This window comes from Ruegeria sp. K11, assembly GCF_056531905.1.
On record NZ_JBQFMP010000012.1, the window covers coordinates 61,042 to 84,293 of the forward strand.

Sequence of the window (23,252 nt, forward strand, 5' to 3'; positions counted from 1 at the left end):
ACATGCAGCAAAGCCCTCGGGTTTGAAACGATTGTTAGTGCATGTTTTCACATTGATCCATCAGCAAGATCATCTGGGGTGCGTCGGGGCAGAGAGAGATTGCATTGATCCATCTCCGCCCCGCGCAAGACGAGCTATTCAGCCGCGATTGCTTGCAGGTCAGCTGTTTCGTCGCCGAACCGCTCCCAATTCAGGTTGCCCCGATAGCGCCAGGCCAGTTTGCCCTGATCGTTCATGGCAATCAGATGAAGCCAGCCGTTGTCGAACAGATCACGTACATCCGGATGTCGTCTCAATATGTCAGACATGGCCTGCCGCGGGGCTTCGATGATCACCGACAGACGCAAGGGATCGTGCTGGAAGGAGATGCCGTCATGCACGGACTGCCATGGCAAGCCGGGACGCGGCGCACCGTTGTTGCCTTCCAGAACACCGATGCCACCAACAACATTGTGCAACAGTTTGTTGCCCCCGCCGAACAACGAAGGCGCAACGGTCGAGCCATAATATTGAAGGCTGATCCAACTCGCGACGACCACGGGGGCAGTCATGATCAGTTCCAGAGTGCCAAACCCATCATCCTGCCGCCAGTCATAGCTGTGCAGAAACGCCTGCCCAGAAAGGTCGGATCCGTCCGTACGGTTGCGTGGTGCGGCGACGAACGCGCGGCATCCGGCCAAGCCCCATTCGGGACGGGTTTCGGCCCAATCCCTTGCACGCCGATAGACTGTTGACTCTTGGGCCGCGCGCGGCAAGCGCTTTACACGTTCCGATCGGGCGAGCTTTCCGGCAGCGGCCAACCACACTTTCAACTGCGCAAGCCCCTCCTCACGGATGTGCCCGGACACATCCTGATCGAAAACCGTCACCTCGTCCGTTGTTGTGTGATGCAAAGCCGGAACGAAAACTGTGTCCGAGGGGATGTCGATTCCTTCAATGCGCAACTCCCGCCGGATTTCATCGTCGTTCAACAGACCAGCCAAAAGCCGGGCGTTTACGTCACCCGCGTAGCCGCCACAAGCACCACATTGCAGCGCGCTTTCATGGGGGTTGTTGGTCACATCGGCCCCATGACCAGCCAGCAATACGATCCGCGCGAAGTTGTCCGTAAGAGACATGGCCGTCAGCACCGACTTAGCCGTTTCAGTATGCGTTTTCAGATCAACCGAACCCGTCAGGCTTGGTGCGGGGTCAGCCGATGCCTTGCCTTTCACACCCAGTGCATCCCGCATCAGTTTCGCGGCGTACAAAGGACCAGTCGCCTCGACAAAGGCAAAGGAAGACACAGCCGCCAACTTGAATCTGCCCCAGGCGCGCTTGGCCCGGGCCCCGTAGCGCCGGCTTAGGTCCACCTCCTCGGGTTCATTGACCCGAGATGTCACACCTGTTTGCAAGAGAACCGGTCCTCGCCGCTCCACAACATCCGAACCTGCCGCATTATGTGCGCTCGCCAAGCCAAAGAACCCTGCAAAGCCAAGGGTCTGTATGCCCACATCCTGAGCTTCCAATGCGCGCCGAAACACTTCGGACCGCACGTCGATGCAAAACGCGGCCTGAATATCGGCTTGGCCCTGCGGAACGCGAGACTTCCCCTTATGCAGTTTGCCCCCCAATATCCGCTGTTGCGAGCGTTCCGCCGCACTTTGTAACACCGCATCAATGACATGCTGCATAGACGCTGTAACCGGGGATTGATGTTCGACAATCACCTCAGCCCAGCGATCCACGATTTGATTTTCGTAGGCCTCGAACAACGCCTCATCAAACACCATGCGAATGGCCAAAAGTTCGGTCACCGTGCTGTCTTGTAGGCTGTCTAGTTCCGCCTGCCACAGAAGATAGCGCCCATACTGCGCCCAGCCTCCCAATGTCACCAACCAGCGGTGGAAAGCCGTTGTCGCAGCACCAGGATCAATGCCCAGGCGTTCCGAGGCCCGCCCCAATGCGCGCCAATGGGACCTGTTGGTTTCGCTCACAAAGGCACAGAAACCATTCAGGCCATGTATCTCGGGCGTCAGGTCGCGCGATGCAAACTCGCGCCACGACCGGAATGCGCCGCCTGTGCCAGCTTGCTGCCACAGCGCCTGCCCCTGATCGAAATGGCTGGCGGCCCACGTGCCAATACGGTCTTCGATCAGACCGAGCCAGTCTATGCCTGAAACGTCCGCCGCAAGTTCCGCTACTGTAGGCAAAGCATCAGGCCAAGGTGTTTCACCCTCCAATGCAGCCAAAACATCTGACAATTCAGGTCGGCCAAACGGCCCCTCCACCGCTGACAAAGCACCCATAAGATCGGATTGCGAGATTTCACCGGATTCAATTCTGGGCTTCCAATATGCACACGGCGGTGTGATCCGAACGCCTCCGGTTCGGGCCAAGCGCGCGGCGGTGACTGCCAATGGCTCGCCGGTCTGACCCAGAAACGGGTTCACAGCAACATTGGCGGATAGCGGGAAAAGCGGAGGAATGGCCTTTGCGGCGGAGTTGGCCTCGGCAACAAGTTCCAGCAGCGGCGCGGGGTAGGATTCGAGTTTTGCATACATGGGATATGGTCCTTTCAGACAGTCGACCGCCTGGACCAACCGTCCAGAAACCTGTCGAAAATGGCGTTGGCATACAGGCCGTTTGTCAGGTGAACCCGAAGACCGACCGCCGCCGGGTGAGACGCCCACAGCGGGAACGTCGCCTGCGCGAGGGCAACACACCCAAAACTGACAAGCGCCAGAACGATAAGCGCCCATTCAAGCGGGCCCGGCGCCGGTGTGGGTGGCAACGCCCCGACCGTGAGCGTCTGGGCCACGACCTGAAGGGCGAAATAGCTGACTGACGTCGCTAGCGCATAAACCACTGTGCGTCGCATCAAAGCGCGTGGAGCGGCGTCGGCAAATCCCTGCGCCAGTAAATAAGCAACACCAAAGATCAGGATCACTCCTAAAGCAATCGCCTGTACCGATTTCCCATCAAAGCCGACAAGGGTTCCGACAAGGCCGTAGATTCCGATCGAAACAGCAAACGCCAGCAAAACGTTGCGAGCGCTTGGCACCGCGATTGGGCCGGGCCGCCGGATCGCCGCAACGTTGCGCACAGCTTCACCCGCACTCAGAAACGCGTGCGCCTTGTAAAGCGAGTGTGCCACGATATGCAGAAGGGCCAGCGGGAACAGGGCCAACCCGCATTGCATGACCATAAAGCCCATCTGCGCAATTGTGGACCACGCCAGAGACGTTTTCACGGCCGGCTGAGTTAACATCACCAGACCTCCGAAGAGCGCCGTGAACCCTCCAAGCATAACAAGAAACGCCAGAACGCCCGGCGCAAGCAGCATCACATCCGCAAACCGGATCAACAGAAACCCGCCCGCATTGATGACGCCCGCATGCAGCAGGGCAGATACGGGCGTTGGGGCCTCCATCACTTCGGTCAGCCACCCATGCAGCGGGAATTGCGCCGATGCCAGCACAGCCGAAACTGCGATCAGAAACGCCGCAATCATGGTCGGCCAGTTTGCGGTGGCCGAGGCAAAGACAGTTTCGATATCCGTCGTTCCGTAGACTGCAATCAGCAGAACCAGCGCGCCCGCAAGAGCACCCTCGCTCAGCCGCGCGACAACGGCTTTCTTTCGTGCAGCGCGGAGGGCAGTGGCACGTTCGGGATAATACAGAAGCAACCGGTTCAGGGATATGCTGGCAAACGTCCAGGCTACAAAAAGCTGAATGAGGTTGCCCGAGATGGTGAGCAGCAAAACAGCGGCCAAAGTTGCCGACATCCATCCGGTGAACATGCCCTGACCAGCTTCGCCATCCATATAGGTTCGGGAAAAGCGTAGCACGATCCAACCGATAAAGCTGACAAGGGTCAGCATCACCGCGCTCACGGCATCCAGCCGTACCGAAAAGCCAATGCCGAAAAACCCGATCAGGGAAGATGTACCCGGTCCGTGGACGATCAGAACGATGGTCGACACTACGGCAACCACAAGAGCGGAAAGCGCCGCCGCTTCCGTCCACATCAGCACTTTGCCGGGGCGGATCCCGGGATATCGCGCGGCCAGACACGCCGCCAAAACAAGCATCAGTGGACCAAGAAGAGGTAGGAACAAGTAAATCACGGTTGATATCCTTCAGTTTCACGGCATCTGCGTAACCGGGCAGATATGGCGAAAATCGAAGTAATAAAAATTCATTGTTCTTACTCTTTCCTTCTATTAATTAGAACGATATGCCGTTGAACTATCACCACCTCAGATATTTCTGGGCCGTTGCGCATGATGGAAACCTGACGCGCACGGCGCAGCGTCTGAACCTGTCGCAATCCGCGCTGTCGGTTCAGATCAAGCAACTGGAAGAGCGCTTGGGCCATGCTCTGTTTGACCGACGCGGGCGGCAACTTCATCTGACCGAAGCCGGGCGCATTGCACTGGATCATGCCGACGCGATTTTCTCGACCGGTCAGGAGCTTGTTGCAACGCTGTCCGGCACTGTGCAAAACCGAAAGGCACTTCGCGTGGGCGCGCTGGCGACACTGTCCCGCAACTTTCAGATCGGATTTCTGAGGCCGATATTGTCTCGTCGGGACGTCGAAGTGATCCTGCGATCCGGCAGTCCGACCGAACTGCTCGAGGGGCTTGAGGCACTGAACCTCGACGTGGTTTTAATGAACCGTCCCCCTCCTGACGATAGCCTGACACCCTACGAGACGCATCGCATTGCGGAACAGGACGTCAGCATTGTGGGAACGCCCGCCCGTTTGCAGCAAGACCAGCCCTTGCAAGACCTTCTTGCCGGGCAACCTTTCATTCTGCCGACGACGGACAGCAGCGTGCGCACGGCATTCGACGCGCTGGCCAGCCGGTTTTCAATCAGCCCCCAGGTCGCGGCCGAAGTGGACGATATGGCCATGATGCGGCTTCTGGCACGCGAAGACATCGGGCTTGCGCTGGTGGCTCCGATCGTTGTCACCGACGAGTTGACTTCCGGTCGCCTCAAGGAAGCCAATGCGCATCCTCGCATCAAGGAAACCTTCTATGCAATCACTCTGCGACGCCGGTTCCCCAACCCGCTTGTCCAAGAGATCATTGAACACAATTCCGGGTCTGCTTTCCTGTCCTGAGCTTAATGTCCCGTTGTTCTGGTCCGAAGCGCCGCCGTCGCGCGCCATTTTGCGCAATTCACTGTTGGTATTCCGCACCAAAGCAACTCATATTCAGGTGAAGAAACCTAAACCGTAGCCACACAGCAGAACCACCTCAATGTCGAGACGCCATTACAACCTGCCGCCGCTGACAACCCTCTCTGCTTTTGAAGCCGCCGCGCGGCATCTGAGCTTCAAGAATGCTGCGTCCGAGTTATCGGTTACACCGGGGGCCGTCAGTCACCAGATAAAAGCGCTTGAGGGCGATCTGGGCACGCCGCTTTTTCAGCGCAAGCACCGGGGCGTTGATCTGACCGACGAAGGGAAAGCACTGTATGACTCACTGTGGTCATCGTTTGATCGCATCTCAAAAACTCTGACCACCATCCGCGAACGCGCGTCGGCAGCGAAGGTCACAGTCGGGTCCACTACAGCAGTAGCCGCTCTGTGGCTTTCTCCGACGATCATCCGGTTCTGGCGTGAAAGACCCGATCTGAGCGTCAATCAGGTTTCTCAGGATCGACCCTTTCACGACAGGCGGGATATTGATTTCTTCATTCGCTATGGGCGGGATCGGGATTCTTCGCTGAATCACACGCCCTTGTATCGGGATCATCTGATCCCGGTAGCCAGCCCTGAACTGGCTAAAAAACTGATCGGCACCGAGCTGCAAGATTTGGCGAGACAAAGACTTATCCATATGGACAGTGAAGATCACACTTGGACAAACTGGGCAAACTGGTTCCACCAACTTGGGTATGCGGGCGACCTGCCCGTCGAAAGCAGGGTCAACAGCTATTCCGTCGCACTGCAGTTGGCACGGCAGGGTGTGGGCATAGTACTTGGCTGGCAAAGGCTTATCCGGCCCATGCTGGCGTCGGGGAAACTGGTGGCGATCGGGTCACATCATTTGATCGCACCTAATCAGTTTTATCTGGTTGGGCGACCAGACAATGAATTGTCCGACAGCGCCCGGGCTTTGAAACAGTGGATTATCGCAGAAGTCACCAACAAGTCGGTTTAGTTCAGATCATCTGTTGATGAAGTTTTCTGATATTGAACCGGCCTGGTCCGGGTCGCTACCCTGCTTATGCATAGAAACCCATCCTTCAAGTCCATTTCAGGAGCACCTGATGAACCAGCAAACCCTGCTTTCGTCCGTCCTGTCTGACGTGAACGTGGCCAACGGCCTGCCGAACGCACATTACATCGATCCAGACATCTTTGCCGAGGAAAAACGTTCGGTAATTTACGCAAACTGGTCGGGGATCGGGTTCGGCAAGGATGTTCCTGAGGTCGGCGATGCCAAGCCCGTCGATTTTCTGGGACAGCCGTTACTGATTGTCCGCGACCACGACGGATCCATCCGGGTTTTTCAGAATACGTGCCGTCATCGCGGGATGATCCTGGTGGACAAACCTCAAAAAATCCGGGGCGCGATCCGGTGCCCGTATCACAGCTGGTGCTACGCCCTGAACGGAGACCTGCGCGCAACACCGCATGTCGGCGGCCCGGGGCAGAACACCCACGCAGATGTCGACATGAGCACACTGGGGCTGCTGCAAATCCGTTCATATGTTTGGCGCGATGTGATCTTTGTGAATGTCGATGGCACCGCACCTGAGTTCGAGGACGCCCACAGCGAATTGCTGGAACGCTGGGCAGAGCACGAAAAGCCCGTTTTTCATGGCGGCGAAGGGTCTTCGCTTCGGCTTGAAGTTAAATGCAACTGGAAACTGGCAGTGGAAAACTATTGCGAAAGCTACCACCTGCCCTGGGTTCATCCGGGCCTGAACAGCTATTCCCGATTGGAAGATCACTACAATATCGAAAACCGCGGCCATTACTCCGGTCAAGGCACATTGGTATATCGCCAGTTGACCGATCAGGGCGGCAACCGACTTCCCGACTTTGATGGTCTCAGCAACAAATGGGACGAAGGGGCCGAGTATATTGCCATCTACCCGAACGTGTTGCTGGGGGTACAACGCGACCACTCCTTTGCCATCGTGCTAGAAGCCGTCGATCACGAAAACACAATTGAACATATCGAGCTGTATTACGCCAAAAGCGAGCGCGAGACCCCCGAGCTTGACGGTTTGCGCGCATTAAATGCGCAACAGTGGAAGATCGTGTTCGAAGAAGACGTCTTTGTTGTCGAAGGCATGCAAAAAGGCCGCCATGGTGAGCTATTTGATGGCGGTCGCTTTTCGCCGGTGATGGATGGGCCGACACATAACTTCCACCATTGGGTTGCCAGCCAGGTCGAAAAGGGCCGGTCTGGCTGAGCGAGCATGATTTAGATGGAACGCCAAGAGTTGGACCGCGCGCTGCTGGATGCGCATGCCAGAAAAGATCATCCGGCTCTGGTGCGTCTCTACACAATCGCCGCCAATGGCCGAGAACAGGCTGAGGACATTGACGCTGCGTGTTTCTACCTGACCCAGGCGTTTGTCTATGCGTTGGAATCCGGCGCACCCGAGGCGGATGAACTGAATCAACGGCTGGCGGATCGCGGGCGCGCACAGAGGTTGAGTTTCTGATCCGATGCGCGCCCGGAACAATCCGGGCAGATGATATCCGGCGCGGTCAAAACAACGAGTTTTGTGACGCGTTCTGAACATTTTTGATCCCCGGCGTGCCTAAAGTGAAAGGGGTCGAGGGTCTGATAGAAGACCGAAAATCGGGGACAAAAGATGCGCACAGAAGCACAGGTGGTAGTGATCGGCGGCGGGGTGATCGGGTGTTCGATCCTGTATCACCTTGCCAAACTAGGATGGTCGGATGTCGTCCTGCTGGAGCGGGACGAGCTGACAAGCGGTTCGACCTGGCACGCGGCGGCGAATATCCACGGTTTGCACGACAGCACCAATATCAGCCGCATCCAGCACTATACGATGACCCTGTATAACGCGCTGGAAAAGGAAACAGGCCAAAGCTGCGGCGTGTTCCAGCCCGGGTCGCTGTATCTTGCGCAAACCGAAGAGCGCGAGCATCAGCTTAGGCTACAGGCGGCCAAGGCCAAGCTCTATGGCATGAACTTCTATGAGATCAGCATTGAAGAGGCGAAAAAGCTGAACCCGCTGGTCAATTATGAGGGCATCCGCTGCGTGATGTTCGAACCCGATGGCGGCAATGTGGACCCTTCGGGGGTGACCAACGCCTATGCGGTGGGCGCGCGCCAGCGCGGGGCCGAGATCCACCGCTTTACCCCCGTCACCGCGACCGAGCAACAGGAGGACGGCAGCTGGATCGTGCGCACGCCGAAGGGCGATATCAAAACCCCCTGGGTGGTGAATGCTGCCGGGTTGTGGGGTCGTGAGGTCGCGAAACTGGCCGGGATCGAACTGCCGCTGCAACCGACCGAGCACCAGTATTTCGTCACTGAGGCCATGTCGGATGTTCAGGCGCACGGCACGCGTTTGCCCTCGGTCTCGGACCGCGACGGTGAGTACTACCTGCGCCAGGAAGGCAACGGCCTGCTGGTCGGCGCCTATGAGAAAGATATGAAGTTCTGGGCTGAAGAAGGCACGCCGCTGGACTTCGCCCATGACCTGTTCCCAGATGATCTGGAACGGATCGAAGAGAACATGATGAACGCCATCGAACGTCTGCCCGCCGTGGGTAAGGCGGGGATCAAGCGCGTCATCAACGGCCCGATGATCTGGTCGCCCGACGCCAACGTTCTGATGGGTCCGGTTCCCGAGGTGGATGGTTACTTCTGCTGCAACGGCATCATCCCCGGCTTCTCACAATCGGGCGGCATGGGCCTGATGGCGGCGCAGTGGATCATCGAAGGCGAAACCGAATATGACATGTTCGCCTGGGACTTGGCGCGCTTCGACACCTGGGCCACGAGAGAGTTCACCAAAGCCAAGGTGCAGGATCAATACGCCCACCGCTTTGCGATCCACTTCCCGAACGAGGAACGCAGCGCAGGCCGCCCGGCCCGTGTGCGCCCGATCTATGAGACACAGAAAGCCATGGGCGCGGTGTTCGGCCTGAACACCGGCTGGGAACACCCGCTGTGGTTCGCGGATGAGCCCGACACGGTGGATACCAACGGCTTTACCCGCCAGAACTGGTGGGGGCCTGTGGGCGAGGAATGCAAGATGCTGCGCGACCGGGCGGGCATCATCGATATCTCGAATTTTGCCAAATACATCTGCAAAGGCCCCGGCGCTGCGGATTGGCTGAACGCGGTCTTCGCCAACACCATGCTCAAGGCGGTGGGCCGGTCCTGCCTGACGCCGCTGATCTCGAAACGGGGCGGTATTGCCGGGGACTTCACCGTCACCCGCGTGGCCGAGGATGAGTTCTGGATCATCGGTTCCGGCATGGCCGAGCGCTATCACAAGCGCTTCTTCAAGCAGGTCCCGCTGCCCGACAGCACCACCTTTGAGAGCCATACCGAGGCGATGTGCGGCTTCAACGTCGCCGGCCCCAAATCGCGCGAGATCCTGCAGCGCCTGACCAACACGTCGCTGACGACCGAGGATTTCCCGTTCATGCGGTCAGCCAGGATCGAATTGGCGGGGGTCGAAGTGCTGGCCCTGCGCGTCTCGTTCACCGGCGATCTGGGATGGGAGCTGCACTGCAAGACCGAAGATCAGGCGCGTCTGTATGAGGCGTTGCTGGAAGCTGGCAAAGCCTTCGACGCAGGCCCTGTGGGCAGCCGCGCACTGATGTCGCTGCGGGTGGAAAAGGGCTATGGCTCGTGGAGCCGCGAATTCAGCCCCGAATATTGGCCGCAGGAGGTCGGGCTGGACCGTCTGTGCAAGTTCGAGAAAGATTTCCTGAACAAAGAGGCCGCGCTGAAGGTGCTGGACAACCCCGCGCGCGAACAGCTGGTCCTGCTGCATCTGGACGAGGGCGACGTCACCGCCTCGAACGCCGACGCCACCGGCGGCGAGCCGATCTTCAAAGACGGCGAAGGCATCGGCCGCGTCACCTCGGGCACCTATGGCTACACCGTCGGCATGTCACTGGCGCTGGGATACGTCAAAAACGCCCAGCCCGGCGACAGGGTCGAGGTCATGGTCCTCGGCCAGCCCCACAAAGCCACCATCCTGCACGAACCACCCTTTGACCCAGAAGGCACCAGACTACGGCGATGACGCATACAGCACTCTGACCTACCAAACTTGGTCGGGCCTGCAACTGGCACGTCGATTTCAAACTCGCAGAGAACCGGTCCGGCGTCCACCGCTGTTCACTCGTCGCCTTTGTAATATCCAATCACATCGTTTTCTGTGGTCGCCCCAAGGCCATTCAACAAACGGTTGGAGTAGTTGAAATATGCACAGACCTGGTTGACCTCCAGAATCTCACCGTCGTCGCAGCCTGCCAGTTTCAGTGCTTCGAAATCCGATTTCACCATTTTGCCCACATCCGTCGTCAGTTTGGCAGCGTAGCGCAACAAAGCCAGTTCTTTACCTGCAAATTCATCCTCGGGGCGATGCGCTTTCAGGGCGACAAATATCCTGTCACTGCGGGGTTGGTCTTTAAGCAGATTACGCACGTTCATAAAATGGTGCGTCAGCGAATACGTGCAGTCGTTCAGGATTGATGTATAGCTCGCCACCACCTCCAGAAACCAGAACGGTAACCGGTTGTCGTCCGAATGCAGGACCGAGCGGTACAGAACCACATGCCCGTTCATCGTTTCGGGACGCAGCGAATGCACTCGCATCACTGTATCCACCGTTCCATGCGGTGTTCTGGCGTTATCCAGAAGTTCTTTCAGACGGCCATCCGCCTGCTCGTCAGAGATCATTTCGATCCAGGCGCTCATGCCCAATCCTCCTGTCAGATGTCGAGCCAGCATATGAACAAAGCCGCGGAAAGTGTCAGCAGAAATTTCTGCGTCAGGTCGTTTTTAGACAGTAACGGAAATGTGAAACTGGTGTAATCTTCGTCTGATTCTGCTATTTAGGGGGCCAGTGTTATGCGCAACTCGGATCTGCGTGCCGGCGCGGAGAATCTGCTGATCCGATGTGGCGGGCTGACAGCAGGTGACCGGTTGCTGGTGCTATGCGAAGCGCCGGAAAACACCTATTACGACGCCGAAATCGTGCAGGCGGTACTGGACTGCGCACAGGCACTGGGGATTCGAGCCACTTTGCAGACCATCCCCTTTGACCCGATGGGGCCACACCTGTCCGGACAGACCATTGCCGCGATGAAAGCTGCCGACCGAACGTTGTTTCTGTCGCGGACGGGGGATCAGATTCGGTTCGATGCGGATTTGGCGGATGTGCATCCGATCATGTCTTATGCGCTGGACAAGGATGCGTTAGCGTCGGGCTTTGGACGGGCGAATTACTTCGGCTTTGTTGCGCTGAAGAACGCGGTAAATGCGTTGCTGGCCAAGGCCTCGCATATTCTCGTAACCTGCCCCTTAGGCACTGACTTTAGTGGTCCCGGCGCAGCGTTTCCCCAAAGTGGCGCCTCTGATGTCTTTGTCGCCCGCTTCCCCATGTCAGTCTTCGCCCCTGTTCCAGCGCAAGGATTTTCAGGCACCGTGATGCAAGATGGGTTTCTGGTCGGAACCGGCTCGAAATTCTACGAACCCTATGGCTGCGATCTGCGTGAACCGCTTGCCGTACAGTTTGAAAACAGCCGCCTTCTGGGTTTTTCCGGCCACCCGATGGACGTGCATTGCGCACAGATGCATTACGAGAAAGTCGGACAAATGTTCGATCTCGACCCGCTGACCATGCATTCCTGGCACGCGGGCATTCATCCAGGCTGTGCCTACACCGCACCCGCTTTCCAGAATTTCGAGAGATGGAGCGGCTCCGCCTTCGGCAATCCGCGTCTGCTGCATTTCCACACCTGTGGGCACTACGCTCCGGGTGAGATTTCACTGAATGTGCTGGACCCGACCATTCGCGTCGATGGCGTTGCCGTTTGGGAAAACGGCGTCCTGCATCCTGATCGCATTCCCGGTGGTGCGCAGATTCTTGAGGATTATCCTTGCGTCAAAGCCCTGTTCGATGCCCCGGAACAGGCCGTAGGTCAGGGCATCAACGGCAGGCTCAGCGCGTCCTGATCATCCCGTTTCTTCAGCAATTCTGCGCGAAACCCGCGAGCGGAAACGCATCGCGCCTGCGTCCAGCGCAAGGTTGATATAGCCACTCTTGCGCCTCGCCATCCCGGTCTGGACGTGCTCCAAGACCTCTTTATCCTCGTTGAACGCCATCACTGCACCTTCGAACATGCGCTGGGACATCGCCGTATCGTCCGCGTGCATGTTTCGATGCTGGAACCAGAAATAGCGCGAGGTTTCGGCATCAACCGGCGTGATGAAGTTGTATGAGATATTGATGAAGGCGTTGGGCGAGACGGGCCGATCCGCGCCGCCCTCCCCCGCCGGTGTATAGACCGACATATTGATTGCGGTCGACGGCAGTCGGCACTCGTAATGCTGCTTGCGATCGCAAGCGGGGCCAAAGGGCAAGATTGGCGCATAATAAGGCGGTGCGGGCTCGTCCGCGATCCAGCGGGAAACGATGACACCATCCCCGGTTTCCTCAAGATCCAGCGGGCGATTGTCCGTTCCGGCCCCGGCGAACGAAGTCAGATGCACCCAGGCCACATGGCTGGGGTCCAGCAGATTATCGATGATGTAGAGGTAGTGACACGCCATCTCCATCGCGCCCTTCTGGGTCTTGCCCCAGTCCGGGTTGTCGAAATTGGGAATGTCGATGATGTCTTCTATGCTGGCCTGTTCCGGATCGCCCATCCACAGCCACAGGAACCCCCAACGATCCTCGGCGGGATAGGCGTGGACGGCGGCGCGGCGCGGCGGGTTGTCCAACTGTGTCGGCGCGCTGACGCATTCGCCGCCACAGCCGAAGGTCAGACCGTGATAGCCGCAGACCACATGATCACCTTCGATGGTTCCGCGTGACAGAGGCAGTTTTCGGTGCGGGCAGGCATCCTCCAGCGCGATGGCTGCGCCCTTGGTGTCGCGATAGATCACGATCTCTTCGTCCAGCATCCGCACAGCGCTCAGTTCGCGGCCAAAATCCTCGGACCGGCCCGCGACGTACCAGCTGTTTCGGATGAACCCTTCGGCTCCGGCCAGATCAGGACGCATGAAGTTTACTCCGAAAACACATCATAGGCCTTCAAGGCCTTGGCGCTATAGGCATAAGACGGCCCGCCGCCCATATAGGTCGCCATGGCCAAAGCCTCGCACATCTCCTCGCGTGTGGCGCCCAGCCGGACCAGAGACTTGACGTGAAACCCGATGCAGCTGTCGCAGCGAGTGGCGATGGCAATGCCGAGCGCCATGAATTCCTTGGTCTTTTCGCTCAGCGCGCCCTCGGTCTTGGCGGCCTTGCCCATGATGCCAAAGCCACGCACGGTTTCGGGCACCTCTTTTGAGAAGCTGCCAATATTGGCCTCTGTCTCGGCCATGAAGTCTTTCCAGTCCATGCTTGCTCCTTATCCGCGCTCGTCCGCGCCCATGCGACGTTCCAGCCAGCGCACGCCTGCGCTGATGATCAGGACCAGTATCAGGTATTCGAAGATCAAAAGCGTGTAGATTTCCAATGGGCGGTATTCGGTCACCACCAGCTCGTTTGCGCGGCGGGTCAGTTCCTGCATGCCGATGACGCTGGCAAAGGCGCTCATCTTGACGATGTAGATGAACTGGTTCGCCAAGGGGGGCAGAATGCGCCGGATCGCCTGCGGCAGGATCACATAGCGCATTGTCTGGAAATAGTTCAGCCCGATGGTCTGCGCTGCCTCGCGCTGACCGCGGGCGATGGATTGAATGCCTGCGCGGTAGATCTCGGCGGTAAACGCACTGTCGGAGATGGCCAGCGTGATGATCGCACCCCAGAACGGATCAATGGGCACGTTCATCCCCATCGACTGGAACACGATGGGCAGGCCGTAAAACACCCAGAACAGCATCGGCAGCAGGGGAATGGCGCGAATGAATTCGACATAGACCCGATTGACCAGCCGCCAGCCGCGTTTATCGGACAGACCCGGCAGCGCCACCAGCAGGCCGATGACAATCGACATCACCGCCGCGATCAGGGAAATCTGGATGGTCGCGCCCATGCCTGAGATCAGGAACTTGACGTTCGTCCAGCCCGAGGCAGTGGTCGGATTGATCACATACCAGCCCCAGGTCGACGAAGACGAACACCCGGCCAGCAAAAGAAGTGGCGATATCAGAAGAAGTTTTTTCATCGGCCCCACCTAGTGCTGCAGAATCTGAGACAGGAATTTACGGCATCGCTCGGATTGCGGGTTGGTGAAGAAATGCTCGGGGTGGCCTTCTTCGACGATCTCGCCTGCATCCATAAAGATCATCTTGTCGGCCACCTTGCGGGCAAATCCCATCTCGTGGGTGACGACAACCATGGTCATCCCGTCCTGCGCCAGCTCGACCATCACATCCAGAACCTCGGAAATCATCTCGGGGTCCAGCGCCGAGGTCGGTTCATCAAACAGCAACACCCGAGGCTCCATGCACAGCGACCGGGCGATGGCGACGCGCTGCTGCTGACCGCCCGACAGCTGGATGGGCCGCTTGTCGGCCTGATCAGGGATATGCACGCGTTCCAGATAGTGCCGCGCCTTCTCCTCGGCGTCTTTCCGGCTGAGGCCACGCGCCTTGATTGGGCCCAACGTCAGGTTTTCAAGAACCGTCAGATGCGGGAACAGGTTGAACTGCTGAAACACCATCCCGACCTCGGAACTGATCGCCGCCACGGATTTGGGATCACTCGTCAGCTCGACCCCATCCACCCGGATCGTGCCCTTCTGATGTTTCTCAAGCTGGTTGATACAACGTACCACGGTCGATTTCCCGGACCCCGAAGGCCCGCATATTACGACCTTTTCGCCGCTGTTCACCGTCAGATTGATGTCTTTGAGTACGTGAAACGTGTCGAACCACTTGTTCACACCGACAAGCTCGATCGCGGCGTCTTGCATCTGCTGGCCTGCCTTTGTTTTCTGGTCAATTATTTGCTTGAGGTTATCTTTGTCTTTACGCTTAGATCAAGAAACAATGTAGCGGCAATCGCCTAACGCCACCAACGGGAGAAATACATGAAACGGTTTTTCAAAACTGCCGCCGCCGCGGCACTTGGATTAGTGCTTGGGACCGCCGCGCAAGCGCAGTCAGCCCTGAACGAGGTTCTGGATTCCGGGGTGCTGAAAGTGGGCACAACCGGTGACTGGAACCCGATGTCGCTGCGCGATCCGGCGACCAACAGCTATAAGGGCTATGATATCGACATCATGAACGCGCTGGCCGCTGATCTGGGGGTCGAGGTCGAATATGTGCCCACCGACTGGAAAACGCTGGTCAATGGTGTGGTGGCGGGCAAATACCATTTGACTGGGTCAGCCTCGATCTCGCCGCCGCGCATGAAAGTTGCGGGTTTCTCGGACAGCTACATCGCGGTCGAGCTGTTTCCCTATACAACCAAGGACAAGTCCGACAAGTTCGACGGCTATGATTCGATCAACCAGCCGGGCGTGACGGTTGCAACCACGCTGGGCACCACGTTTGAAAAGCGCGTGCGCGAATGGTTCCCGAATGCCGAAATCAAAGTGGTCGAGGCTCCGGCCCGCGGGTTTCAGGAAGTGATCGCCGGCCGCGCGGACGTGTTTATCACCTCGAACATCGAGGGATCGACACTGGAAGAGAAATTCCCCATTGAGCGCGTGAAAAATGCAGGCCCCCGCTCGCCCTCGCCCATCGCAATGCTGTTGCCCCAAAACGATCAGGTCTGGATCAACTACGTGAACAATTGGATCGAGGTGAAAAAGGCGCAAGGGTTCTTCGAAGAGAACCGCGCAAAATGGGGCCTCTGATCTGACCTGACGCCCGGTGCACTGCCGGGCGTCACCTGATCCGCAACATGAGCCTGGATCATAGACAGGGTATGCGGCTGGCGCCCGTATCAGCGAAGGGGCCGCCGATATGCTACCGGTTGGTTCAACGGAACAGCACGCCCTGTGGTTCGGAACGGTGCCCATACGATCTGCGCCCCCATGCGGGCGACCGCCACGGATCACCGGGCAAACATCGCGGCGTTTCCAGATAGGCATGCGGAATCTCATCCCGCATCGTCATCGATCGGGGCGTGGCCCGTCCGCTAACGGTGGAGGCGGAAGGGATTGCTGCCGAGTTCCTGTCTTTTTAGCGAGCGTGGCCTTCTACACAGAATTGTGTCATTGACCCGCCCGCTGCTAACACACACTTAACACTTGCGTGAATTTTCAGTGCATTAACAAAGAAGTCTTTGCCCTTCGGGTTCTCTCATATCAATACTGCGTCATCTGTTATTTTTTCGGAGCATTCATGCGATTTAGCGTAGGCGTCGCTGTCTCGATTCTGGTTGCCCTTTCCATCGGTGTATCGACGTTCCTTGTCCATTCGCTGTGGTGGACGACAGCGCGCGACAACAGCCGTATGCTTGCGGCCGAGATCAACACACAGATCGCCAATACCGTCCGCATCGAGGTCGGAGCCACGCTCAGGTCAGCCGAGGCCGCGTGGGCAGCGGTGCGAACCATCTTTGTTCAGAACGTGATCGCGACTCGTCAGGCCGACAAGCGCGAGTTTGTCTTTCTGTCGCAATTGCAGGCGCAACCCAATATCTCGTGGATTTTCTTTGGCTGGCCCGACGGCAATTTCTTCGGGTCGCACCGTCTGGGCGATGGTGGTCTTGAGATGATCGAGATCGACAAGAACATTCGCGACGGCATGTTGCGCACTGATCGCTATATTTTCATTCCCGGCGACATTCAGTTCGAAGAACGGAATTTCACAGAAACGACCTACGACCCGCGCGATCATGCTTGGTTTGGGAATTTCATGGGTCTGAACTCTCAGGGATGGATCGAAGCCCGGGATTTGCCGGACAGCGACAAGACCGTCTATGCTTTCGCTGGTCCGGTAGATGTCAATCGGACGCGTCAGGGCGTTTTGGCCGTTGCAATCGAAACGGATCGCTTGTCCCGGTTCCTGGCCACCCTGCATCCCGGAGAATTTGGTGCCGCCTATATTCTGGACGCGGACGGCAAGGTGATTGCCGTGCCAGACGCCGAGGCGGACGAGATCACCCCGGCGCGTATGGGCGAAGGTGAGCTGTATGAAGTTGCCATGATCTCGGGCGAACAATTGTTGGGCGACCCGGACAACAACGCGCCCGGAAGCCAGACAACCCGGGTCGTGATCGATGGTGTCCCCTATGCGGTTGCTCTGACGCCCTTGGGGTTCTATGGCTGGCGCGTTGCCACGGTCATTCCCGAAGCCGCGTTTTTGTCAGGGATCGACAGAACCCTGATCAACCTGCTTTACATTCTGATCGGCGTGGTTGTTTTTGCCACCGGACTGGCAATCTGGCTGGTCCGCAAAGTGGTTGCCAACCCGTTGGCGCGCATCGCCGAGGACCTCAGTAAGATCGAGCGCTTTGATGTCGAGCGCATCTCGCGCAGGCCCTCTCGGTTATCCGAACTTGCAAACCTGTCCGCCGCCACCGCCAGCATGGCCGCCGGCCTGTCGGCTTTCCGAAAATACGTACCCACCGATCTGGTTCGGATGCTGGTTGCAGAAGGTATCAAGACGCAGCCGGGTGGTGATATGAAACAGATTTCAGTGCTGTTTTGCGATGTCACCGGGTTTACCGGACTGTCTGAAAAGCTGGGCCCCAGCATCGTCAAGCTTATGGAGCCGTTCTTCAGCGCGGCCTCGGCAGCGATTGCACAGCATAACGGTACCATCGACAAATTCATGGGGGATGCTGTGATGGCATTCTGGGGCGCCCCACGGCAAGATACCGACCACGCCATCAATGCCTGCCGCGCGGCGCTTGATCTGGTCGAAGCCGTAGAACAGGCGGGGATCAAGGACGATGCCGGAAACCCGTTACATGTCAGGATCGGTTTGAACAGCGGCGAGGCTCTCGTCGGCAACATCGGATCCGAACAACGTCTGAACTATACCGCCATCGGGGATGTCGTGAATGTTGCCAGCCGCCTTGAGGGGGCAAACAAGGATTATGGCACGCTTATCCTGATCGGCCCGGAGACCCGTTGGGAAGCCGGCGATGCCATTGTCGCCCGCGAGCTGGATACCCTGACGGTCTTTGGCCGCACCAAAGAACTTGTGGTATATGAGCTGATCGCCATGGCGGATCAGTTTGATGGCTCGCACGCTTGGATAAAAATGTATGAAGACGGGCTTGCCGCTTACCGGGCAGGCCGGTTTGAGCAGGCCCTCTCGGCATTTGACGCCGCAGATCAGGCCCGTGGCGGAGATCCGGCCTCGACGGCGATGAAAGCCCGCGCTGCGGCATTGCTGGCAAGCCCACCACCGCAGGACTGGCGCGCGGTAACCAGCACCGACAAAAAGTGACAGACAAGCTGCAGACCCCGCAGCTATCCTGACCTGCAGTCTCCTCTCGACCGCTGTGAACGCTGTTTACACGACCTCAGTGTCGAGCATACGATCTGATAGGAATTCCCTTTTCTTATTAACCAAAGGCTTGAAGCCATGTCAGACACATTGGACCTGCACAAGTTTGAGAACCTAAGCCCGTTCCAGATCAAGGATGAACTCATCAAGCTGGCTCAGGTCGAAGCGCGCCAGATGGCGTGGCCTTACCTCAATGCGGGGCGCGGAAACCCCAACTGGATCGCCACCAAGGCGCGCGAGGCATTTTTCCTTCTGGGCCAGTTTGCGATGACCGAAGCACAACGGCACCGCAATGAACCTCATGTCGGTTTGGCCGGTATGCCGATGGGTCCCGGTTGCTACGACCGGCTCAAGGCGTATTGCGCCAGATCTGATGACAAAGAAGGCCCGCCGGGTGCGGATACGCTGGCCGCAGCTGTGGATTTTGCAATCGACAAGTTTGGCTTTACCCCCGACGCGTTTGTATTGGAGCTGACCGACGGCATCGTCGGGGATCACTATCCGATGCCCGACCGGTGCATGAAACACAATGAAGCCATTGTTCATGAATACGTCATGTGGGCAATGTGCGCCGGGCATCGGCCTGACGCCAAGTTTGACATTTACGCGGTCGAGGGCGGCACTGCCGCGATGTGCTATATCTTCAAGGCTCTCAAGAACCAGCGGCTGCTGAACGCAGGCGATACCATCGCCCTGGGCACACCTATTTTCACCCCCTATCTGGAAATGCCCGTGCTTGAGGATTACGGGCTGAACGTCGTGGATGTATCCTCGGCAGAAGAGGAACATTTTCAGCTAACCGATGACGACCTTGAACAGTTGGCCGATCCAAAGGTCAAAGCCCTGTTTCTGGTCAATCCAGGCAACCCCTCTTCGGTTGCAATCAGCCCAGAGGTCATGGCCAAGCTGGTCGACTTCGTGAAAACACGCCGACCCGATCTGATCATTCTTACCGACGACGTCTACGGCACGTTTATTCCCAATTTTCAATCCGTTATGGGGCATCTGCCCGAGAACACGATCGGAGTGTATTCGTATTCCAAATATTTTGGCTGCACAGGCTGGCGTTTGGGCGCAATTCTGGTGGCCGAGAACAACATCTTTGACAAAATGATCAGCGAGGCCCCGGACGACATCAAAGCCACCGTGAATGCGCGCTATGAAACGCTGACCCCAGACCCCTCGACCTTTAAATTCATCGACCGGATTGTTGCCGACAGCCGCGATGTTGCCCTGAACCACACAGCTGGTTTGTCCCTGCCCCAACAGGTGATGATGACGCTTTTCTCACTGGTGGAGCTGATGGACGAAGACAAAGGGTATCAGGCGTTTTGCTGGGGCATCCTTAAACACCGCTTTGACGAGCTGGTTGAAGGGCTGGGCGTCGATGTGCCCGACAATCCGCTGTTCGACCGCTACTATGGTATCATCGATTTCGAGTTCTGGATGCGCAAATACGTGGGCGAAGAAGTAGTCGCCTGGATCAAGGAAAATGTGCACCCGCTGGATATCTCGTTCAAGCTGGCGCAGGACCACGGCATTGTTTTGTTAAACGGGTCAGGCTTTGATGCGCCCAACTGGTCGGCACGGGTGTCCTTTGCCAATCTGGACGACAGCGCATACCGGCAGATCGGGAAGGCCGTGCGGGCCGTGGCGGTCGGGTATGTGCAGGCATATCGCGCGTCCAAAGGATTGCCACTGCACGGGTAAATGGGCGATCGCGCAAAAGCCGGGATGCTTGCGTTTACCGTACATCCCGGGTGGTTACATCAGTTGGCGACCCGGCAGGTTATTCGATCTGGCCGGCATCAGGGCACAAAGGCCACCACCAGTGGCCCCCAAAGCGTCAGGAAGATATTCGCGACCGCATATGTCATGGTGAATGCAGGCGTCGGGGTGGCGTTGCCCGCCTTTTCAAGCAGTGTCGCAAATCCCGGGTTACCGGACCGGGACCCTGTGACAACCGCACAGGCTTCCACCGGGTTCTTGATACGCAGGACAAAATAATTGATGGGAAACTGCACGATCATCGGCATCAGCGTGACGAGAATTCCCAAAAGCAACAGGGTAATTCCATATTCCTGAATAGCCTGCAGCGCAGGTTGGCCAGCATTCAGACCGACAACTCCCACAAACACGGCCAGACCAAAGCTTTGCAAAAAGTTGGCTGCGCCCCGGTTGATCCCGCCAATCTTGGGGCGACGGATTCTCAGGTATCCGATGATCAAACCTGTCACCAGACACCCCAACCCCGAGCCAAGCGACACTTTGGTGCCCGCAATGACAAAGCTGATCTCGCCAATCAGATAGCCGACCGCAACCCCGATCCCCAGCGCGATGAAATTGGTAACCGATGCGGAAGGTGGCACATATCCTGCCAGTTTCGCGACACGGTTCAGATCGTCCTTGTGGCCAACAATGCTGATTTCGTCGCCTGCATGTATCTCGGTATTGTGCAGCACCGGCACATCGTGCCCCATGCGTGTGATTTTGGTGATGTGTACGCCACGCCTTTGATCCGCAGTCAGGCTCTTGTGCAGTTCGGCCAGTGTTTTTCCGGCGAGTTTGCGGTTGGTGATCACCACATTGCGCCGTTCTTCAACAATTGTCAGTTCGGGCGGGTATTCGCCAATTTCACCGCTTGCAGTGCGGGCGAACTGGGTCAGAGTGGCGACCAGGCCAGATACAACCACCACATCACTGGTACTTACAACCGTATCCGGCAAAGGCTCAACCGGCGCACCGTCATGTAGCAGCCGCTCGACAATCAAATCGCCATCATACCGGCCTTCGATGTCTTTCACCGACAATCCGGCAATCTCTGAACCGTCACCCACCTGATACGCCCGCGCCTCGAACCGGTTCATGGGAAGGAATTCGCCTTCCTCAAGTTTCGGCCCACCACCGCTTAGTTTCTGGGCCAGCTTGATCGCCTCCTGACGCAGATCACAGCGCAGGATAATGGGGATAATGCTAACCGCCAGAATGGGCCCGATCGAGCCAAAGATATAGGTCACCGAATAACCCACAGCGATATTGGTCTTGAGCTTTTCGGCCTCTTCTTGGGCAAGCCCCAAAAGATCGATTGCGTTCCCGGCGGTGCCGATAATTGCCGATTGCGTCAAGCCCCCGGCAGCCAGACCAGCCGCCAGTCCTTTGTCCAGACCCGCCAGCCGGGCCACGACTATGACGAAGAACAAACCCCATAACGTCATCAGAAACGCGGCCAGAAGCTTGGTCAGGGCCGTCCGGTTCAGCGCCGCAAAGAATTGCGGACCGCCATTGTAACCAACCATAAAAATAAACAACGAAAAGAAAACGTTCTGGACATCCGTACTTAAATTGATCCCACCGATCTGTCCCACGCACACTGCGACCAGAAGGGTTCCGGCGATGCCTCCAAGCTCGAACTTTCCGACCCTGAATTTGCCCACGCCGTATCCCAGGCCAAGACATAGAAACAGCGCCATGATTGGAAAGGTGCGGAGCTGTTCAGTTATCACTTCCATCGCAAATTCCCCTGAATGCGAAACGGCAGGTACAGGACCAACCCTTGCATCTCAACTGTCTGAAATACCCTGAATTTCAAAATCGCCATTGTCGTGCACGATCAGGTAAGCACCGAGTTTGAGCTCTGTCAAACTGTGATGCATTGCTATGTTTGAATGATATCGGCCGCGCCGTTCGGATACCCATCGCATCGACCAGACCGCAATGCTAATCTCATGATCAAGCCTCGAGCAAGCGATGCACCTTTATTGTTGACACCAGCGCGTTCAGGGACGTGTCCAACGATTGGTCGGATGTATCCAGCATCAGACCTGCCCGCGCGTACAAGACCTCGCGACTGGCCAGAATGGACGTCAATTGCTCCATTGCATCCGCATTTCCCGCCATCGGGCGTTCATCGCCTTGCGCACGGACCCGGTCCATGTGTTCCTGCGGCGAGGCCTTGAGCCAGATGGTGTGGAAATTCGACAGCAGCTTGTTGAAAGTCTCAGGCTCGGACACAATGCCACCCGCCACCGCAAGGATCATCCGATCATAGTTTTCGATGACGCGGTCCAAAGAACCGGCCTCAAGCTTGCGGTATCCTTCCTGTCCGTAAAGCGCCAATATCTCGTCTATTGGCATTCCTCCATGCAGCGCGATTTCCTTGTTCAACTCGAGGAACGGAACATCCAGTTGTTCTGCCGCCAGTTTCCCCAATGTCGATTTTCCAGCGCCGCGCAGCCCGATCAGGCAGATCCGTTCGGCCCGGCCGGGCTGATCTGTATCGGCGGACAGCGTTCGCAGAACTTGCTCACGCGTTTCATTATCCGCCACCGAAAACAATTCGGCTACGCGCAGACTGGTGGAGTTCCAGGGATCTTCCGCCCCGACAAACCACTCGATTTTGTGGTCCAGCGCATGAGCGACACGCTGCAGCAAACCGATCGAGATATTTCCGGTTCCTGCTTCAAGCTGCGCCAGGTATCTGAGCGATACACCCGAATTCTCGGAAAGCACCCGCCTGGAAATCCCCTTGCGCTCTCGCGCGCTGCGAACACGTTCTCCAACCTGCGCCATAAGAGCCGCAATGCTGCGTTCGATCTCTGAGTCCGAGTCTATCCGGGTCGAGACGCCGCTGAAGGTTGTGATTTCCGCCATATTCTGCAGTTCC

The 23,252-nt window shown here is 57.5% G+C and carries 18 protein-coding genes; 9 read left to right on the top strand and 9 right to left on the bottom strand.

Annotation, left to right across the window (positions count from 1 at the left end; all coding sequences use genetic code 11):
- Nucleotides 1-134: 134 nt before the first annotated feature.
- Together ACR0K4_RS18010 and ACR0K4_RS18015 are read right to left on the bottom strand one after the other, a co-directional pair.
- Nucleotides 135-2,543, bottom strand: a complete 2,409-nt coding sequence (locus tag ACR0K4_RS18010; protein ID WP_480855079.1) for a YbcC family protein — start codon at nt 2,541-2,543, stop codon at nt 135-137.
- Between the two features lie 14 nt (nt 2,544-2,557).
- Nucleotides 2,558-4,108 (bottom strand): proton-conducting transporter transmembrane domain-containing protein, encoded by a 1,551-nt coding sequence (locus ACR0K4_RS18015; RefSeq protein ID WP_480855080.1) that lies wholly within the window; start codon nt 4,106-4,108, stop codon nt 2,558-2,560.
- Between the two features lie 110 nt (nt 4,109-4,218).
- On the opposite strand from ACR0K4_RS18015, the gene ACR0K4_RS18020 reads away from it, so the two are divergent.
- The 5 genes from ACR0K4_RS18020 (at nt 4,219) to ACR0K4_RS18040 (ending at nt 10,247) form a co-directional block, all read left to right on the top strand.
- A complete protein-coding gene (locus ACR0K4_RS18020) occupies nt 4,219-5,109 on the top strand; it encodes a LysR family transcriptional regulator (RefSeq protein ID WP_480855081.1) in 891 nt (296 codons plus the stop codon).
- A gap of 139 nt (nt 5,110-5,248) precedes the next feature.
- Nucleotides 5,249-6,154 carry a LysR substrate-binding domain-containing protein gene (locus tag ACR0K4_RS18025; RefSeq protein WP_480521835.1) on the top strand — a complete coding sequence of 302 codons (906 nt, stop codon included), beginning with the start codon at nt 5,249-5,251 and terminating at the stop codon, nt 6,152-6,154.
- A gap of 109 nt (nt 6,155-6,263) precedes the next feature.
- Nucleotides 6,264-7,418 (top strand): aromatic ring-hydroxylating oxygenase subunit alpha, encoded by a 1,155-nt coding sequence (locus tag ACR0K4_RS18030; RefSeq protein ID WP_480855082.1) that lies wholly within the window; start codon nt 6,264-6,266, stop codon nt 7,416-7,418.
- A gap of 15 nt (nt 7,419-7,433) precedes the next feature.
- The gene (locus ACR0K4_RS18035; RefSeq protein ID WP_480521837.1) at nt 7,434-7,673 is read left to right on the top strand and encodes a hypothetical protein; all 240 of its coding nucleotides are present in this window, start codon (nt 7,434-7,436) and stop codon (nt 7,671-7,673) included.
- A 153-nt stretch (nt 7,674-7,826) separates the two neighbouring features.
- Complete coding sequence (locus ACR0K4_RS18040; RefSeq protein WP_480855083.1) at nt 7,827-10,247, top strand: GcvT family protein; 2,421 nt, start codon at nt 7,827-7,829, stop codon at nt 10,245-10,247.
- Nucleotides 10,248-10,342: 95 nt separating this feature from the next.
- Here the strand turns inward: ACR0K4_RS18040 and ACR0K4_RS18045 are convergent, their stop codons facing one another.
- Nucleotides 10,343-10,924 carry a carboxymuconolactone decarboxylase family protein gene (locus ACR0K4_RS18045; RefSeq protein ID WP_480521839.1) on the bottom strand — a complete coding sequence of 194 codons (582 nt, stop codon included), beginning with the start codon at nt 10,922-10,924 and terminating at the stop codon, nt 10,343-10,345.
- A 153-nt stretch (nt 10,925-11,077) separates the two neighbouring features.
- On the opposite strand from ACR0K4_RS18045, the gene ACR0K4_RS18050 reads away from it, so the two are divergent.
- The gene (locus ACR0K4_RS18050) at nt 11,078-12,184 is read left to right on the top strand and encodes a hypothetical protein (RefSeq protein WP_480855084.1); all 1,107 of its coding nucleotides are present in this window, start codon (nt 11,078-11,080) and stop codon (nt 12,182-12,184) included.
- Here the strand turns inward: ACR0K4_RS18050 and ACR0K4_RS18055 are convergent, their stop codons facing one another.
- From ACR0K4_RS18055 to ACR0K4_RS18070, 4 genes are read right to left on the bottom strand one after another with little or no spacing between them, the layout of a single operon-like run.
- A complete protein-coding gene (locus ACR0K4_RS18055; protein ID WP_480855085.1) occupies nt 12,185-13,234 on the bottom strand; it encodes an aromatic ring-hydroxylating dioxygenase subunit alpha in 1,050 nt (349 codons plus the stop codon). It lies immediately after the preceding gene.
- Between the two features lie 5 nt (nt 13,235-13,239).
- Nucleotides 13,240-13,575 (bottom strand): carboxymuconolactone decarboxylase family protein, encoded by a 336-nt coding sequence (locus tag ACR0K4_RS18060; RefSeq protein ID WP_480855086.1) that lies wholly within the window; start codon nt 13,573-13,575, stop codon nt 13,240-13,242.
- Between the two features lie 9 nt (nt 13,576-13,584).
- Nucleotides 13,585-14,343, bottom strand: coding sequence for an amino acid ABC transporter permease (locus ACR0K4_RS18065; RefSeq protein ID WP_480855087.1), 759 nt, complete (start codon nt 14,341-14,343; stop codon nt 13,585-13,587).
- Between the two features lie 9 nt (nt 14,344-14,352).
- Entirely contained in the window at nt 14,353-15,093 is a 741-nt protein-coding gene (locus ACR0K4_RS18070) for an amino acid ABC transporter ATP-binding protein (protein ID WP_480855088.1), read from the bottom strand.
- A gap of 117 nt (nt 15,094-15,210) precedes the next feature.
- Between ACR0K4_RS18070 and ACR0K4_RS18075 the strand changes: the two genes are divergently transcribed.
- From ACR0K4_RS18075 to ACR0K4_RS18085, 3 genes are all read left to right on the top strand, one after another.
- A complete protein-coding gene (locus ACR0K4_RS18075) occupies nt 15,211-15,981 on the top strand; it encodes a transporter substrate-binding domain-containing protein (RefSeq protein WP_480855089.1) in 771 nt (256 codons plus the stop codon).
- 490 nt (nt 15,982-16,471) lie between these two features.
- Nucleotides 16,472-18,529, top strand: coding sequence for an adenylate/guanylate cyclase domain-containing protein (locus ACR0K4_RS18080; protein WP_480855090.1), 2,058 nt, complete (start codon nt 16,472-16,474; stop codon nt 18,527-18,529).
- 138 nt (nt 18,530-18,667) lie between these two features.
- Nucleotides 18,668-20,299, top strand: coding sequence for a bifunctional aspartate transaminase/aspartate 4-decarboxylase (locus tag ACR0K4_RS18085; RefSeq protein WP_480855091.1), 1,632 nt, complete (start codon nt 18,668-18,670; stop codon nt 20,297-20,299).
- Nucleotides 20,300-20,397: 98 nt separating this feature from the next.
- Here ACR0K4_RS18085 and aspT read toward each other — a convergent pair whose 3' ends face one another.
- Nucleotides 20,398-22,098 (bottom strand): aspartate-alanine antiporter, encoded by a 1,701-nt coding sequence (gene aspT, locus ACR0K4_RS18090; RefSeq protein WP_480521848.1) that lies wholly within the window; start codon nt 22,096-22,098, stop codon nt 20,398-20,400.
- A gap of 220 nt (nt 22,099-22,318) precedes the next feature.
- The gene (locus ACR0K4_RS18095) at nt 22,319-23,239 is read right to left on the bottom strand and encodes a helix-turn-helix transcriptional regulator (RefSeq protein ID WP_480521849.1); all 921 of its coding nucleotides are present in this window, start codon (nt 23,237-23,239) and stop codon (nt 22,319-22,321) included.
- Nucleotides 23,240-23,252: the final 13 nt, after the last annotated feature.

Excerpts from the sequence above, each read along its gene's own strand:
- ACR0K4_RS18030 (WP_480855082.1), top strand. The coding sequence starts at position 6,264 with ATGAACCAGCAAACCCTGCTTTCGTCCGTCCTGTCTGACGTGAACGTG.
- ACR0K4_RS18075 (WP_480855089.1), top strand. The coding sequence starts at position 15,211 with ATGAAACGGTTTTTCAAAACTGCCGCCGCCGCGGCACTTGGATTAGTG.
- ACR0K4_RS18065 (WP_480855087.1), bottom strand. The coding sequence starts at position 14,343 with ATGAAAAAACTTCTTCTGATATCGCCACTTCTTTTGCTGGCCGGGTGT.
- ACR0K4_RS18010 (WP_480855079.1), bottom strand. The coding sequence starts at position 2,543 with ATGTATGCAAAACTCGAATCCTACCCCGCGCCGCTGCTGGAACTTGTT.
- ACR0K4_RS18070 (WP_480855088.1), bottom strand. The coding sequence starts at position 15,093 with ATGCAAGACGCCGCGATCGAGCTTGTCGGTGTGAACAAGTGGTTCGAC.
- ACR0K4_RS18035 (WP_480521837.1), top strand. The coding sequence starts at position 7,434 with ATGGAACGCCAAGAGTTGGACCGCGCGCTGCTGGATGCGCATGCCAGA.
- ACR0K4_RS18060 (WP_480855086.1), bottom strand. The coding sequence starts at position 13,575 with ATGGACTGGAAAGACTTCATGGCCGAGACAGAGGCCAATATTGGCAGC.
- ACR0K4_RS18020 (WP_480855081.1), top strand. The coding sequence starts at position 4,219 with ATGCCGTTGAACTATCACCACCTCAGATATTTCTGGGCCGTTGCGCAT.
- ACR0K4_RS18050 (WP_480855084.1), top strand. The coding sequence starts at position 11,078 with ATGCGCAACTCGGATCTGCGTGCCGGCGCGGAGAATCTGCTGATCCGA.
- ACR0K4_RS18040 (WP_480855083.1), top strand. The coding sequence starts at position 7,827 with ATGCGCACAGAAGCACAGGTGGTAGTGATCGGCGGCGGGGTGATCGGG.
- ACR0K4_RS18095 (WP_480521849.1), bottom strand. The coding sequence starts at position 23,239 with ATGGCGGAAATCACAACCTTCAGCGGCGTCTCGACCCGGATAGACTCG.
- ACR0K4_RS18055 (WP_480855085.1), bottom strand. The coding sequence starts at position 13,234 with ATGCGTCCTGATCTGGCCGGAGCCGAAGGGTTCATCCGAAACAGCTGG.
- aspT (WP_480521848.1), bottom strand. The coding sequence starts at position 22,098 with ATGGAAGTGATAACTGAACAGCTCCGCACCTTTCCAATCATGGCGCTG.
- ACR0K4_RS18085 (WP_480855091.1), top strand. The coding sequence starts at position 18,668 with ATGTCAGACACATTGGACCTGCACAAGTTTGAGAACCTAAGCCCGTTC.
- ACR0K4_RS18045 (WP_480521839.1), bottom strand. The coding sequence starts at position 10,924 with ATGAGCGCCTGGATCGAAATGATCTCTGACGAGCAGGCGGATGGCCGT.
- ACR0K4_RS18025 (WP_480521835.1), top strand. The coding sequence starts at position 5,249 with ATGTCGAGACGCCATTACAACCTGCCGCCGCTGACAACCCTCTCTGCT.
- ACR0K4_RS18080 (WP_480855090.1), top strand. The coding sequence starts at position 16,472 with ATGCGATTTAGCGTAGGCGTCGCTGTCTCGATTCTGGTTGCCCTTTCC.